This window comes from Acinetobacter sp. YH1901134 (assembly GCF_013416965.1).
GTDB classification, from domain to species: Bacteria; Pseudomonadota; Gammaproteobacteria; order Pseudomonadales; family Moraxellaceae; genus Acinetobacter; species Acinetobacter amyesii.
In genome coordinates, this window is sequence record NZ_VPEW01000007.1 from 59,640 (window position 1) to 75,444 (window position 15,805).

The 15,805-nt window shown below is 42.6% G+C and carries 13 protein-coding genes; 6 read left to right on the forward strand and 7 right to left on the reverse strand.

Annotation, left to right across the window (positions count from 1 at the left end):
• From lptG to FTV50_RS09175, 3 genes are all read left to right on the forward strand, one after another.
• The gene (gene lptG / locus FTV50_RS09165) at positions 1 to 1,071 is read left to right on the forward strand and encodes an LPS export ABC transporter permease LptG (protein WP_180024238.1); all 1,071 of its coding nucleotides are present in this window, start codon (positions 1 to 3) and stop codon (positions 1,069 to 1,071) included.
• 122 nt (positions 1,072 to 1,193) lie between these two features.
• Positions 1,194 to 2,741, forward strand: coding sequence for a 2,3-bisphosphoglycerate-independent phosphoglycerate mutase (gene gpmI, locus FTV50_RS09170; protein WP_180024239.1), 1,548 nt, complete (start codon positions 1,194 to 1,196; stop codon positions 2,739 to 2,741).
• A gap of 17 nt (positions 2,742 to 2,758) precedes the next feature.
• Positions 2,759 to 3,934: a S41 family peptidase gene (locus FTV50_RS09175; protein ID WP_180024240.1), complete on the forward strand. Its 1,176-nt coding sequence runs from the start codon at positions 2,759 to 2,761 to the stop codon at positions 3,932 to 3,934.
• A gap of 21 nt (positions 3,935 to 3,955) precedes the next feature.
• Here FTV50_RS09175 and FTV50_RS09180 read toward each other — a convergent pair whose 3' ends face one another.
• From FTV50_RS09180 to FTV50_RS09190, 3 genes are read right to left on the reverse strand one after another with little or no spacing between them, the layout of a single operon-like run.
• Positions 3,956 to 5,383, reverse strand: coding sequence for a sigma-54 dependent transcriptional regulator (locus tag FTV50_RS09180; protein ID WP_180024241.1), 1,428 nt, complete (start codon positions 5,381 to 5,383; stop codon positions 3,956 to 3,958).
• A gap of 19 nt (positions 5,384 to 5,402) precedes the next feature.
• Positions 5,403 to 6,968 carry a PAS domain-containing sensor histidine kinase gene (locus tag FTV50_RS09185; RefSeq protein ID WP_180024242.1) on the reverse strand — a complete coding sequence of 522 codons (1,566 nt, stop codon included), beginning with the start codon at positions 6,966 to 6,968 and terminating at the stop codon, positions 5,403 to 5,405.
• Positions 6,969 to 6,990: 22 nt separating this feature from the next.
• Complete coding sequence (locus FTV50_RS09190) at positions 6,991 to 7,626, reverse strand: response regulator (RefSeq protein ID WP_180024243.1); 636 nt, start codon at positions 7,624 to 7,626, stop codon at positions 6,991 to 6,993.
• A 212-nt stretch (positions 7,627 to 7,838) separates the two neighbouring features.
• Here FTV50_RS09190 and FTV50_RS09195 point away from each other — a divergent pair, with 212 nt between their 5' ends.
• Positions 7,839 to 8,888 (forward strand): serine hydrolase, encoded by a 1,050-nt coding sequence (locus FTV50_RS09195; RefSeq protein WP_143221671.1) that lies wholly within the window; start codon positions 7,839 to 7,841, stop codon positions 8,886 to 8,888.
• A 122-nt stretch (positions 8,889 to 9,010) separates the two neighbouring features.
• On the opposite strand, the gene thrC is transcribed toward FTV50_RS09195, so the two are convergent.
• The 4 genes from thrC to xerD form a co-directional block, all read right to left on the reverse strand.
• Positions 9,011 to 10,150: a threonine synthase gene (thrC, locus tag FTV50_RS09200; protein WP_078192584.1), complete on the reverse strand. Its 1,140-nt coding sequence runs from the start codon at positions 10,148 to 10,150 to the stop codon at positions 9,011 to 9,013.
• Between the two features lie 62 nt (positions 10,151 to 10,212).
• Positions 10,213 to 11,517: a homoserine dehydrogenase gene (locus FTV50_RS09205; RefSeq protein WP_078192857.1), complete on the reverse strand. Its 1,305-nt coding sequence runs from the start codon at positions 11,515 to 11,517 to the stop codon at positions 10,213 to 10,215.
• A gap of 130 nt (positions 11,518 to 11,647) precedes the next feature.
• Entirely contained in the window at positions 11,648 to 12,460 is an 813-nt protein-coding gene (locus FTV50_RS09210) for a DsbC family protein (protein WP_180024244.1), read from the reverse strand.
• 96 nt (positions 12,461 to 12,556) lie between these two features.
• Positions 12,557 to 13,474 (reverse strand): site-specific tyrosine recombinase XerD, encoded by a 918-nt coding sequence (gene xerD / locus FTV50_RS09215; RefSeq protein ID WP_180024245.1) that lies wholly within the window; start codon positions 13,472 to 13,474, stop codon positions 12,557 to 12,559.
• A gap of 172 nt (positions 13,475 to 13,646) precedes the next feature.
• Between xerD and FTV50_RS09220 the strand changes: the two genes are divergently transcribed.
• Both FTV50_RS09220 and feoB read left to right on the forward strand, forming a co-directional pair.
• Positions 13,647 to 13,910: a FeoA family protein gene (locus FTV50_RS09220; RefSeq protein ID WP_078189444.1), complete on the forward strand. Its 264-nt coding sequence runs from the start codon at positions 13,647 to 13,649 to the stop codon at positions 13,908 to 13,910.
• Positions 13,907 to 15,769, forward strand: a complete 1,863-nt coding sequence (feoB, locus tag FTV50_RS09225) for a ferrous iron transport protein B (RefSeq protein ID WP_180024246.1) — start codon at positions 13,907 to 13,909, stop codon at positions 15,767 to 15,769. The genes FTV50_RS09220 and feoB overlap by 4 nt, the downstream gene beginning before the upstream one ends.
• The last annotated feature ends 36 nt before the right edge of the window (positions 15,770 to 15,805 follow it).

Below are 15,805 nucleotides of genomic sequence, written 5' to 3' on the forward strand. Positions count from 1 at the left end.
ATGTTGGCACGTCGTATAGTTGCAAAACATGTGACCAAAACTACTGCTTTAGCCATGCTTGGTGCGACCGCGGTATTGGCTGGCTTACAAGTGCTTTTTACTTATTTAGGTGAATTGGGCTCGCTGAAAGAAGGCTATAACGCATGGAATGCTTTGCAGTATGTGTTATGGAGTTCACCGAATTATTTATATGAAATTTTACCAATTTCAGCCTTGATTGGAGCGGTACTGGGTTTAGGGACTCTAGCTTCAAACAGTGAATTGATTGTGATGCGTTCGGTCGGCATCAGCCTTTGGCGGATTGTGGGCTGGGTGATTCGTTCGGCACTCATTTTGGTGGTTTTATCCTTTGCATTAAGCGAATGGGTCATTCCCTATACCAATGAACAAGCCAAAAGCGTCAAAAGTCACCGCACTGCGGCTGAACTGGGCGAAGTCAAAGGCTATTGGTCGCGTGAAGGTCAGCGCTTTATTTATATTGACTATGCCAATTCGCAAGGTCAAATTAAAGATGTTCAGGTTATTGATTTTGATGAAAAATATCGTTTGCGAGGCACTTTGGATGCGGAGCAAGGGAATTTTGTCCAAAATGGTTCTTGGTCGCTGCAAAATTCAACCCAAGTCGATCTCTTAGCGACGGGTGATGCTGTAGCGAAGCAAAATGCTGAACAGCCGCTTTCATTGGCGTTGCAACCTAAATATGTGCATATGGTTACCATTGACCCTGAAGACCTATCACCGAGTCAATTGGTGAGCTTTATGAGCTATATGCATGAATATAGCCAAGTCCCGAAAACTTACCAATTGGCGTTTTGGCAAAAGTTTGGTTCGCCCTTTGCTTTAATTGCCTTGGTGGTAATTGCGTGTTCATTTATTTTTGGACCTTTACGTCAACAGTCGATGGGTTTCCGCTTGGTGATTGCCTTATTTGCTGGACTGGGTTTTTACTACTTACAAGATTTCTTGGGTTATGCAAGTTTGGTGTACGCGCCATCGCCTGCATGGTTCGTCTTTATACCAATTATTTTGATGTTTGTAGCGGGTGGCTATCTGCTGCACCGTGCACGTTAAGTGCATGCAAGATTGAGTAAAACAATGTTGATGACCTAGATAAACCATGGTTGTCACATAGAGTCTTCACCGAAAATTCGGTAAGATAGTATGATTAATTTATAAACGAAAGAGTGTTCATTATGACGGATGCAACTGCTGGCAAAATCCCACACGTATTGGTAATTATGGATGGTGTGGGTCATCGCGAAGCGGTCGAGGACAATGCCTTTTTAGCAGCAAAACGACCAAACTTGACTGCAATGCAGGAAAAGCATCCGCATGGATTGATTTCAGGCTCTGGCGAAGACGTTGGTTTACCTGATGGTCAAATGGGTAACTCTGAAGTGGGCCACATGAACCTTGGTGCAGGACGTGTGCTGTATCAAGACTTTACTCGTATTACCAAAGATATTCGTACCGGTGCGTTCTTTGAACATGACGTTTTAGTCGATGCGGTTGAAAAAGCCAAAGCTGCAAATCGTGCTGTACATATCATGGGCTTGTTGTCTGAAGGTGGTGTGCATTCACATGAAGATCACATTGTGGCGATGGCTGAATTGGCATTAAAACGCGGTGCAAAAGTGTATCTTCATGCATTCCTTGATGGTCGTGATACACCGCCAAAAAGTGCACAACCTTCGCTTGAAAAATTAGATGCACTGTTTGCTCAGTATCCGGGTCAAGGTCGTATTGCCACCATGATTGGTCGCTACTTTGCAATGGATCGTGACAACCGTTGGGATCGTGTTGAGCAAGCCTATCGTCTTTTAACTGAAGGTGAAGCAGTGCGTACAGCAGCGACTGCTGTTGAAGGTTTAGAGCAGGCTTATGCTGCTGAAGAATCAGATGAATTTGTAAAAGCGACGTGTATTGGTGATTTAGCACCGATCCAAGATGGTGATAGCGTTGTCTTCATGAACTTCCGTGCTGACCGTGCGCGTGAAATTACCAAAGCTTTTGTGGAAAAAGATTTTGCAGGTTTTGAACGTAAAGTGGTTCCCGCTTTATCAAAATTTGTCATGTTGACACGTTACCAAGCAACAATTGATGCGCCAGTGGCTTATATGCCAGAAGCGTTGCATAACTCGATTGGTGAATACCTGTCTAATTTGGGTAAAACACAACTTCGTATTGCTGAAACTGAAAAATATGCACACGTGACCTTCTTCTTCAGTGGTGGTCGTGAAGATGAATATCCGGGTGAAAAACGTATTTTGATTCCATCACCAAACGTTGCGACCTATGATTTAAAACCAGAAATGAGCGCTTATGAAGTCACTGATGAATTGGTTGCCGCAATTAATTCAGGTGAGTACGACTTACTGGTGGTGAACTATGCCAATGGTGATATGGTTGGCCATACCGGTGTGTTTGATGCAGCAGTCAAAGCGGTTGAGGCTGTAGACACGTGCTTAGGCCGTGTATATGAAGCTGTGATGGCAAATAAAGGTCACATGCTCGTGACCGCCGATCATGGTAACGTAGAGCAAATGCAGGATTACCAAAGTGGTCAGGTGCATACTCAACATACCACTGAACTTGTGCCGTTTATCTATGTTGGCCCGACCAATGCAACAATTGCAGAAGGTGGTGTTTTGGCTGACGTAGCACCGACACTTTTAACGCTTATGCACATTCCTGTACCAACAGAAATGCAAGGTCGTAACTTGATTACTCTTGAAGCTTAAAATGTAAGGAAGCATGAATGACTAAAGCACACTGGACGTCAGTTGTAAGCCTTACAGCCTTGCTGCTGTGTTCTAGTCATTCGACATGGGGAGCCGACAAAGCAAAGTCGGCTTTCGATGAATTTGATGGCAGCTATGAACAAAGTTATGCCGAAGTACCTGTCGAATCGATCCAACAATTTGTTCAGATCTATGGCATTGTCAAAGAAAATTATGTCGTTGAAAAAAATGACGATGCATTATTCCAACAAGCTACCAAAGGTATGGTCAGTGGTTTAGACCGCTATTCACGATATCTTTCACCTGAAGACTATAAGCAGCTTTTGCAATACACCGAAGGGGATATTGCGAGTGTCGATTTCAATTTGCGCTTTGATGCAGGTCTACAGCAATGGGTCATCACCAATTTAAAGCCTGATGCCGATTCAGCAAAGCTAGGTCTGAAAAATGGCGCGGCGGTGTTTAAAATTGATGATCAAGAACTCAAAAAACTTAATCAAGATCAAGTGCGACACCTGCTCACAGGCAGTATCGGCTCGACGCTGAATCTACAGCTGATAACTGCAAGTCAACCGGTCAATTTGGTCAGAAACACTAAAGTTGAAACAGATATAGAATCTAAATTATTAAATAATCAGGTTTTAGTCTTACACGTAAAAGTTTTTCAACAAGATACAGCCAATGAAATTAAGCGTTTAATTGAAAGTCATGGTTCACGTGTCAAAGCTGTATTGTTTGATTTAAGAAATAACCCCGGGGGGTTACTGTCAGCAGCAGTGGAGTCTGCCGATTTATTTTTGAATCAGGGCATTATTGTGTCGACTCGAAGTCGATCTGAAGGTGACCAACAATTTCAGGCTTTACCAAGTTTTGAATTTCAAAATATGAAAGTCGGCATCTTAATCAACAATCGTTCTGCTTCTGCCGCAGAGGTCTTTACCGCAGCATTAAAAGAGCATAAACGTGCATGGGTAGCGGGTGAGAAAAGTTATGGTAAAGGTGTGGTTCAAAAACTATTTCCATTGAGTAATGGTGCAGCTTTACAAATGACTGTGTCGCAATATCTGACACCGAATGGCAAAATGATTGAAGGAATTGGGGTGCAGCCAGACTATAACTATCCGCTGCAACATGATGCACGTGAAGATCACTATGTCGATCATGTTGCAGAGTTATTGCTGAATCAAAAATAACAGCAATACGCTGGAAAGCTTTTACTCTTCGTCTTCGGTATCTAAACCGAATTTTTTCAAACGATAGCGCAATGAACGGAATGACATACCTAATTTTTTGGCGGCAAGTGTTCTGTTCCAGTGAGTCAAATTCAACGCATTCATGAGCACTTCTTTTTCGATATTTTCTAAAAAGAGTTCTAAACCTTCTTCAGGTATTTTACGAGGAACCACACTCTGTTCGTTGCTGTTTGCAGCAAGCTGTGCAGAATCATTCGTTGTTGGAGCGGAATTGAACTGAGCACTCGGTTGTCTTAATGGCGCACTTTGCAGATGTTGAAGATCAATTTGCTCATCATCGCAGAGGGTCATGGCACGTTCGATAATATTGCGGAGTTCACGGACATTACCCGGATAATATTGGTTGAGTAGGAAGTTTTTCGCTCGTTCAGTCAGAGGCTTAGTGGCAATTTCCCATTCATGGCTAATTTTTTGAATAAAATGTTGCGCCAATAAGAGGATATCTTCGCCACGTTCACGTAAGGCAGGCAACACTAAATCCATCACATGGATACGGAAAAATAAATCTTGGCGGAATCGACCTTGTTGGACGAGAGCTTCTAAGTCCTGATGACTGGCACTGATCACACGGAAATCAACATCAATTTCACAGTCTGAACCTACGGGGCGAATACGTTTTTCCTGTACCGCACGTAGCAGTTTAACTTGCATGGCTAAAGGTAATTCGGCAATTTCATCCAGAAATAAGCTACCACCATGTGCAGATTGAATCAGACCTTGCTTGTCTTGGGTGGCACCACTAAAGCTGCCTTTTTTATGGCCAAAAAGTTCACTTTCCATTAACTCTGTGGGAATTGCCCCGCAGTTAATGGCAATAAAAGGCCCTTCATTACGGTTGCTTAAACGGTGAACCAGATTGGCCACGACCTCTTTACCCGTACCAGATTCACCCGTAATAAAAACTGGTGCTTGTGAACGTGCAATTTTCTTTAGAGTTCGACGCAATTGCTGGATTGGAAGCGATTCACCAATCAACATTTTATGTTCTAAAGCATCTTGCGAAGTAATGTCTTCGTCCAAAGGCTTATTCAGGGCTTTTTGTAGCAGTTGTTCAAGATGTTTCGGATTGATCGGTTTGCTGACAAAATCGAATGCTCCCGCCTTTAATGCGGCAATGGCAATATCCATGTTGCCATAGGCTGTTAGCACAGCAACTGGAAGGGCAGGACAGTGTTCATTCATCCAATCTAAGAGCTGTAGACCATTACCATCGGGTAAGTTGAGATCGGTTAGACAGGCATCGTAGCTATAGGTAGACAAGGCTTTTTTAGCTTCGTCGAGGCGATGTGCAACATGCGTTTTAACCCCCATCCTTGATAAAGACATTTGCATCAGCATACATAAGTCTTCTTCGTCATCAACTAACAATACCAGTGGTTGTGAATCCACAGTTTTCCCCTAAAAACAATTAAATAACAGCTTGTAAGCACTCAATCCTAAAGCAAGCTCCCTGTTTTTGTTCTACATAGGAAAGCTGTGCTTGATTCGCTTCACAGAAGCTATGAGCAAGATATAATCCTAAACCAGTTCCAGTAATTTCGGTACTAAAAAATGGTTGAAATAACTGTGTGCGGTTTTGTAAAGCAACCCCATTGCCGAAATCTCGGACATCGATCTGGACTTTTTTCTGATCTATACGCGCCACCACTTCGATATACGACATGTCCGGATTGTTATGGCGAATCGCATTACGAATTAGGTTGATTAAAATTTGTCTGAACTGTGCCTCATCAAAATCGATTAAGGTTTTGGTTTGTACATTGAGTCGAATGTTCTGTTGAATGTCTGCCAGATCTTCGTGCAGGAACAACGGTAAAAATTGTTCTAGATTCAGACGAGTCGGATGGGTTTCCTTATTGCGCACCATATTTAGGGTGTCTTGAATAATTCGGTCAATCCGCACTGCTTGACGTGAAATCATATGATTCAACATGTGCTGTTGTTCGGTATCACTTTGCGGATATAAATCATTGGCATGCACAATCGCCGCTAAAGGATTGCGAATTTCGTGGGCAATACTGGCGGAAAGTTGCCCTAAAGCGGCTAATTTTAGTTGTTGCACTTGCTGATTGAGTTTTTGTGCATCTTGTAAAATCAGTAAGGTCAGCATTTGATGCGGCACAACGAGTTTTTGTACGAGTACCTGAATGTGGTACTGGCTTTGTTGTGATTCAAATTGGAATTTTTCACCGCTTTTTAAATCTTCAAATTTGAGTAATTCAAATAAGTCTGGCTGCGTGGTATACAGCGGATATTGGTCATGATGATAAGAATTTGGCATGCCGAGTAAATGGCAAGCAGCAGGATTACTCAGCACTACATGACAGTTTTCATCCAATACTAAATAGCCCGTGTCAATCTGCTCTAAAATATAGCGATTAATGTTTTGTAGCCGATGGAGCTCTAAGGATTGCGAAAAATTCAGATTTTCCAATAACTGGAAACGTTTCACGGCAATTTGCGCACTGCCATACACCACACAAAATAAAAAAGCCAAAATCGCACTGTTGGTTAAATTTTTGAGTGAGGTAAATTCAAGAATTGAACCTAAAAACAGTTGATACACCACGCAAATCACAGCGATGAGGGTGATGACCAAAGCTTTTTGGGCATCTAATAACAGGGATGCTGCAAAAATCGTAATCACAAACAGCAAACTCAAATGTAAATTGGGTCCATCGATGGCTAAGGTCAGTAAGCTCAGCGAAATCACATCTACGATGAATAACAGCAGTAGCTGGTTTGGAATACGGACTTTGAAGCGTCCAAGCGACATGAATTGAATGCTGGTAAACAGCAAATAAATCGTCAATACATATAGGTATAAACGTGGGTATTCATAATCTGAAGTGAATTGAGTGTAGGTCAGTAAAAAGACCAGTAACAGACAGGCACTGATGATAAAGCGATAAGCACTGTACCAAAGACCCAAATGATACTGGTTCAATTCACTATGAATTGAACGCTGTGTCATAAGTAACAGGATGTACGTTGTGTTAAGGTTTGATTAACCCGTAGCGAATTGCCAAGTGAGTTAGTTTGACATCACTATCAATATTCAGTTTTTCAAAAATGCGGTAACGGTAGGTATTCACTGTTTTAACACTAACGAATAATTTATCAGAAATTTCTTGTGCACTTATACAATTGACCACCATCATGGCAACTTGCATTTCACGCTCAGACAGGGCGTCAAAAGGTGATTGTTGGGTATCAGACAAATATGAGCTGGCCAGTTGTTCTGCAATGTCTGCACTGAAATATTTGCCGCCTTGCATCACTTTATTAATCGCACGGACCATTTCAGTAACTGGTGCACCTTTGGTGATATAGCCTTTGGCACCTGCTTTTAACAATAAAGACGGGTAGGGTTCTTCAGCAAGTCCACTGACTGCGAGGACTTTTGTATCTGGCGCTGTTTGAAGTAGGCGACGTGTGGTTTCTACACCTCCGATCCCCGGCATATTGACATCTAATAAAACAACATTTGGATGGTGTTGGCGAACAAGTGTAATCGCATCTTCACCAGATTCGGCTTGTCCAATGACTTGGATATCTGCATGGTCTTCGAGCATACGGCAAATACCAGTACGGACTAATTCATGGTCATCTACCACCAAAACTGTGATCACCTACACTCTCCCTCAAATCAAAATCTGTTTTTTTTGTTACATAAAGCAAAATAAGCTTGCAATGAAACGACAAAATTAGCAATCCTATTCTTATATGAAATGAAAAACTTCATACACAATGTGTGAGCAAAAAATGTTCGTAGTTGTGACCAATGTACGGCATATTGCTGGTCTTGCGCAAATGTTTAGTATCCTGAGTTGAGTGAGCAATGGTGAAAAAATTAAATAAATCCTTCATGCACGTTTTGGGCATGTCAATTTTATTCAGTATGAGCAGTTTCAGTTCTGCTGAAATTGTGATGAATAGTGCTGCAAATCAGCAGTCAAATATTAGCTGGTCATCTGAAGATGCAAACCAGTTACTCAACGGTGACGTGTCTTATAGCGCTGAAGAGCCATCTCCTCAAGGGTCAACGAAAGTGACTACTTCTGTACGCAGTACAGGCGGTGTGGTACAGACAGCACCATCGAAAACGGTCCGTATTATTGATACCAATCAATACGCAGGACAGCCCTCTGTAAATGCGCGTGCAGCACTGGTTATGGATGGTCAAACTGGTGAAGTGCTATATAGCAAAAATAGCAATACCGCTTTACCGATTGCATCGATTACCAAACTCATGACAGCAGTAGTGATTTCAGATGCCCGATTAAACATGTCTGAAAAGATTACCTTACAACAGTCTGATTTCTCATGTTCAGGTTGTAAAAGCTCAAGTTCAACACTTCGTGCTGGCGACAGTATGAACCGCGCAGAAGCATTGCTGTTTGCTTTAATGAAGTCTGAAAATCCAGCGGCTTCGGCATTAGCACGTACTTATCCAGGTGGTCGTTCTGCATTTATTGCAGCGATGAATGCGAAAGCACGCTCATTAGGGATGAACTCGACTCATTATGTAGAATCGACTGGCTTGCACCCAGGCAATGTCGCTTCGGCACGTGACTTAGGTATTTTGGTGAATACCGCTTCGCAGTATGGTTTGATTCGTCAATTTTCAACCACACCAAGTTATGACTTTAATTTGGGCTACCGCGTGTTGAAATCAAACAATACTAATGCTTTAGTGCGTAATGGTGGTTGGAATATTAATATTTCAAAAACTGGATTTATTAATGAAGCAGGGCGCTGTGTAGTGATGCATACCACATTGAATAACCGTCCAGCGGTAGTGGTGTTATTGGGTGCGGATTCTTCAGTTGCACGAACCAATGATGCGACACGTTTAATGAATTGGGCGAGCCAGTTACCAAAACGTATTTAATAAGATTTCAGATTTTTCATTCTTTCAGTATTTGGATTTACTCAACGTTTAAATGCTGAAGTGAATGCAAGATATAAAAAGCCCTGCAAGAGCAGGGCTTTTTTATTTAGTCAGCATATGAATTACATATTTGACAGAATTGAATCGCGAACTTGATCCATAGTTGCATCAATCGACAACATTACTGCATCTTGGCATTGCTTGATGGCAGTGTCAGGATCTTTTAAACCGTTACCTGTCACAGTACATACGATCACAGAACCTTCAGCAATTTTACCTGCTTTAATGTCACGAATCGCGCCACCGATAGACGCTGCAGAAGCAGGTTCTACGAATACACCTTCGTACATAGACAGTAGACGCTGTGCTTCTAAGATTTCAGCATCTTGGAGTTCATCGAACCAGCCTTCTGAATCGCGGACTACTGCTTTAGCATGGTTCCAGCTTTGTGGGTTACCGATACGGATTGCAGTTGCTACTGTTTCAGGGTTTTCTACAGGTGCACCGCGTAGGAATGGTGCCGCGCCAGCAGCTTGGTAACCCACCATTGTTGGTAGACCCGCAGGTTTTGGACCTGTGAATTGATCAGTTTCAGGATCATAAACGACTTGTACAAATTCTTCTTTAGGCTGATTCGCCACAGCTTCGGTATAACCCATCCAGTGTGCTGTAATGTTACCCGCATTACCTACAGGTAAGCAGTGGTAATCTGGCGCACGACCTAATTCGTCAACGATTTCGTAAGCAATGGTTTTTTGACCTTGCAGACGATATGGGTTGATTGAGTTTACAATCGTAACTGGTGCTTGATCTGCAACTTCTTTTACAAGACGCATACCGTCATCGAAGTTACCGTGAATTTGCATTGTTACCGCGCCATACATCATCGCTTGTGCCATTTTACCCATGGCAATTTTGCCTTCTGGGATGAGCACAAATGCTTTAATGCCTGCACGTGCAGCATAAGCAGCCGCTGCAGCAGATGTATTACCTGTAGATGCACAGATAATTGCTTTAGAGCCTTCTTCAACTGCTTTTGTTACAGCCATGGTCATACCACGGTCTTTAAATGAACCAGTCGGGTTTAAGCCCTCGTACTTCACATAAATTTCAACATTTTTGCCAATAATGCGTGGAATGTTCTCAAGCTTAATCAGTGGCGTATTACCTTCGCCCAAAGAAATTGCGCGAGTAGTTGCAGATACGGGTAAACGGTCGCGATAGCGGTCAACTAAACCAGTATAACGATTGGCATTAGACATGATGATGTTCCAATTGTGTGTAGAGCTTGGCGAGAGGAACTGAAATATTCCCCTCGACCCGATTAATTATCAAGCGATTCTAAACGAATTCGTACAATTTCGCCATGAATGACAGGCAATGCTTGAATTTGTTGAAGGGCTTCATCCATTTTAGATTCTTTGACTGGATCAGTCAGAATCACGATAGGAATAAGGTCTTTTAAGCGCGGTTGTTGCATGATCGCATCGATGCTGATTCCTGCACGGCTTAAAATAGTCGTCACATCGGCAAGAACGCCAGTTTGATCTTCGGCATTAATACGGATGTAGTATCCAGTGGTCATTTCTTCACGTGGAAGAATTGGTAAATCAGTTAGGGCTTCAAAAGCAAGCTGTGGAATTGTACCTGCGCCATCTTCGGTATATGAGATGTCACGGACAATATCGACAACGTCGGCAACCACTGCTGATGCTGTCGGGCCTGCACCTGCACCTGCGCCATAGTAAAGCGTTGGACCAACGGCATTGGCTTGAACCAATACGGCATTTTTAACGCCATTTACATTGGCAATCAATTGGTCTTCAGGGATCAGCGTTGGATGAACACGAAGCTCAATGCCAGTTGCAGCACGACGTGCAATACCTAAATGTTTAATACGGAAACCAAGGTCTTCAGCATATTTGACATCTTGTGCAGTAACTTTGCTGATGCCTTCCGTGAAGACTTTGTCAAACTGGAGTGGGATACCAAAAGCAATAGAAGCCAGCAATGTTAACTTGTGCGCTGCATCGATCCCTTCGACGTCGAAGGTTGGATCTGCTTCGGCATAACCGAGTTCTTGCGCTTCTTTGAGAACGTCTGCAAAGGCACGACCTTTTTCACGCATTTCAGTCAGGATAAAGTTACCAGTACCGTTAATGATACCTGCAAGCCAGTCAATTTTATTGGCTGCCAAACCCTCACGGAGGACTTTAATAATTGGGATACCACCTGCGACAGCTGCTTCATAAGCAATCTGAACGTGATGATCATCGGCCAATTTAAATAATTCATTACCGTGTTCAGCTAATAACGCCTTGTTGGCGGTCACTACTTGTTTGCCATGAACGATTGCTTCACGAATCACTTCATACGCAGGGTGAATGCCGCCCATAACTTCAACCACAACGTCTACATCGGGTTGACGGACGATATCTAATAAATCAGCACTTTGCTTCACTGAAGCAGGCAGTTCTAAATCAGGACGAGGGCGACGCGTACCCACATGGGTAATTTCAATTTCACGACCGGTGCGACGTTTAATCTCAGCAGCATTTTCTTTTAGTAGTTTAAGGGCACCACCACCCACAGTACCAAGACCGAGGATTGCCAGACGAACTGGTTTCACGTCACACTCCATTTATTTCATCATTGCTTTAAGTGAGTTTAGATCATAGCTAAAAAAACGTTCGGACTCTAGGGTAGAAATCACTTTATTCCTACCCATAAAAAACATTCATTTAGCCTATAAAAATTAGTTATTTAAGCGCACTTTCAAGTTCGGAAGCCGACATGTAAGCACCGATGTGTTTGCCTTCTGCGTTATAGATCGCTGGCGTACCATTCACACCAATATTTAGACCCATTTCATACATGCTGCGCACAGGGTTTTGACATGATGCAGGCTCGATTTGCTCACCGGCAATGGCTTTATCAAATGCGGCACGACGGTCTTTGCTACACCAGATAGTTTCCATCATTGGCATGTGTTGTTCACCACGTGGCCAAGCGATATAACGGACTTCAATGCCACGGGCATTAATATCATCCATTTGTTCATGTAATTTATGGCAATAAGGACAGCTAACATCGGTAAACACATAAACCACGTGTTTGGTTTTACCTTTGGCTTTATAGATCAGTAGGTCTTCAGTTTTTAATTGATCAAATAATTTTTTGTTGGCTTCTGCTTGTAGGGTATCGCCTACATTAAAGAGTTGCTTTTCACCTAAACGAACCACGTCGCCTTGGAAAATGTATTTACCATCAGCTGTAGCATAGACCGCAGGCATGCCTTCAAAGCTTACCCAAAACAAATTAGGAACTTCAGTCGCTTTCACCCCAGTGACTTTGGCATTGATATTGGCTTTTTGCAGATTGGATTGCAAAGTATCAATTAAACGCTGCTGAGCATTACGTTCAGATAAATTCGAAGCTTCACCAGTTGCAGGCGTACTTGCCGTTAATGTCGCATCTTTCTTTTCGTCATTATTTGAATTAGAACAAGCCACTAACGCCATACTGGCAACAAGTGTCGATGCGAGAAAAATTTTTGAACGGGTAAATAACATAAACAACCCTTTTCTTTTAGCTTTATCAAACAGGTGAGTAAGCATAGCAAAAAATATCGGGCACAATAGAACTTCTTGGTCTGATATTTCCTGCCGTTAAGCTCTCGGATGATAGTCTGCATGTAATTTTTGCATACGAATCTGCGCGACATGGGTATAAATTTGAGTGGTAGACAAGTCACTGTGGCCGAGCAGCATCTGCACTACACGTAAGTCGGCACCGTGGCTGAGCAAATGCGTGGCAAAGGCGTGGCGTAAGGTATGTGGTGATAATTCGGCTTGAATGCCTGCAATGAGCGCATAGCGTTTAATCGCGTACCAAAAGTTTTGGCGACTCATCATTCCACCGAGTTGAGTGAGAAATAAAGCATCGGTTGCGCTTTTGTATAAGACGGGACGTGCTTCAGCTAAATACTTCTCGATCCATTCCACCGCCATTTGACCTAAAGGAACTAAGCGTTCTTTATTGCCTTTACCGGTAATTCGTAAATAGCCTTGTTTAAGATTGATCAGTTCTAATCTTAAATTTAATAACTCAGAGACACGTAAACCACAGGCATACAGCACTTCGAGCATGGCACGATCACGTAGACCCAATGCGGTGTTGAGGTCTGGGGCATTAATCAGGGCTTCAACATCTGCTTCAGATAAATCCTTTGGTAGGGCACGACCCAATTTGGGTGTTTTATGGATTGCAACAGGATTGTCGCTGCGTATTTTTTGTTCACGCAAGAACTTGAAAAATGAACGCAGTGCAGAAAGTGAGCGGGCGATCGAGCGAGGGCTTTTTCCTTGTTTAGTCAGGCTAAGCAAGACATCTGAAATGTCGTCACTGCTCCAATCAGTCATGACATGCGTATGACACTCACTGCATTGAATTAAATCAGATAAATATGCATTTCGAGTGTGTGGACTGACGGTTTGAGCTATTAAATCATCACGATATCCGTGTAAAAAACTGAGTGTTTCTGGAATTTGGACTGGGGTAGGAATACGTGGTTTTTTATTTAACATGTGCCGCTCATTTTCGAAATTAAACCAAGAAATCACAATGGTTTAATGCAATGTAATTTAAAAAAATAGTCGTGTCGATGCTAGATTGTTAAATGAGAATTGAAATCGAATCCGATTTGTTAATTATTCTCATTTGTTTGTATAATGTTCAAAATTTTTTAGGGTTAGTTGCGTGCGATTATCTGATTTGAAAGTGAAACAAAGCGCAGTCATTCATAAGGTACATCGTAACCAGAATGGCAACAATGCTCCGGCTGATTTAGTCGCTAGCCGTTTAGAGACTTTGGGTTTTGTTCCCGGAACAAAAGTACAGGTGATTACCAAAGGTATTTTTGGTGGTGACCCGATTTTAATTCAAGTTGGGTTTACTCGTTTCGCACTGCGAAAAGTAGAAGCTGAAAAAGTGGAAATAGCAATGGAAGGGGCATCAGCATGAGTGATGCGTTACGTATTGCCCTCGTTGGTAATCCAAACTGTGGTAAAACTTCATTATTCAATCATTTAACGGGCACACGTCAGAAAGTTGCAAACTATGCTGGGGTAACGGTTGAGCGAAAGGTGGGTCAATTTACGTTGCCATCGGGTAAATCTGTTCGAGTTTTGGATTTGCCGGGGACGTATAGCTTAGAAGCGACGAGTCCTGATGAAGCCATTACGCGTGATGTCGTGCAAGGTAAAATTGCAGAAGAAGGGCATCAAGATGTCTTTTTATGTGTAGTTGATGCGACAAACTTAAAATTGCACCTCGGTTTGGTCATGGAAATGATCGATTTGGGTCGTCCAATTTTACTTGTCCTCAACATGATGGATGAAGCACGCCGTCGTGGCATGCAAATCAATACCCAAAAGCTGTCTCAGCGTTTGGGTGTGCCTGTTGTAGAAACAGTTGCTGTACGTAATGCGGGTATTGAAAACTTAATGGGTGCTTTGGATGCTGAAGGTTTCAGAAAACCAGATGCGTCATTAAGTGATACCAATCTTTCTGGGACTAACCACGAAAAAATTGAACAAATTTTAAAAGACGTGGTGATGTTTGTTGATCATGAAGATAAACGCTCAGACTTCCTCGATAAAATTTTTCTACATCCAGTCTTTGGTTTAATTACCTTAGCGGTGATGATGTTTATTATCTTCCAAGCGGTATTTGCGTGGGCTGCGCCGTTTATGGATGGTATCGAAACCTTCTTCGGTTGGTTCGGTGAATTGGTTGGTGAACATATTTCACATCCACTACTGAACAGCTTGGTGGTTGATGGGATCATTGCGGGTGCAGGCGGTGTAGTGGTGTTCTTGCCGCAGATTTTAATTTTATTCTTCTTTATTTTGGTTTTAGAAGAATCAGGTTATTTACCACGTGCAGCGTTCTTACTAGATAAGTTGATGTTTAAAGCGGGTCTGAGTGGTCGTGCTTTTATTCCTCTGCTATCGAGCTTTGCCTGTGCTGTACCGGGCATCATGGCAACCCGGAGTATTCAAGACCCTCGAGATCGTCTGGTAACGATTTTAGTTGCGCCATTGATGACCTGTTCGGCACGTTTACCGGTTTATGCCTTGCTGATCTCAGCATTTATTCCACAGCAAATGGTCTGGGGCGTCTTTAACTTACAAGGCTTGGTGTTATTTGCATTATATGCAGCAGGGATTGTGAGTGCCTTAATTGTGGCAACAGTGCTGAAATTCTTCCAAAAAGATAAATCACAGCATGCCTTATTGATGGAACTTCCAAGCTACCGTTTCCCAGATATTAAGAGTGTTTGGATTGGTTTACTGGACCGTGCCAAGATCTTCTTGAAACGTGTCGGTGGCATCATCTTTGCTTTATCGATTTTGTTATGGTTCTTGTGTACTTTCCCGCAACCGCCAGAAGGCGCAACCTTGCCGGATATTGATTATTCATTGGCAGGTATGCTTGGGCATGTGCTACAACCGATTTTTGCACCATTAGGTTTTAACTGGCAGATATGTATTGCCTTAATTCCAGCGATGGCGGCACGTGAAGTTGTTGTAGCGGCATTGGGTACGGTGTATGCCTTGTCTGCAACAGATGAGGATGCCATGTCTCAAGGTCTGGCAAATTTAATTAGTAGCGATGGGTCATTGGGTTGGTCATTGGCAACCGGTCTATCATTATTGGTGTGGTTTATTTATGCGCCACATTGCTTGGCGACACTGGCGACAGTTAAACGTGAAACTGGCTCCTTGAAAACGGTGAGTTTCATGACTATCTATTTATTTGGTTTGGCTTATCTAATGGCATTCATCACGTATCAAATTGCAACACGCTATTTTGGATAGTGAATCTTGAATGGCAAAAGCTGAACAAAGGAGAGA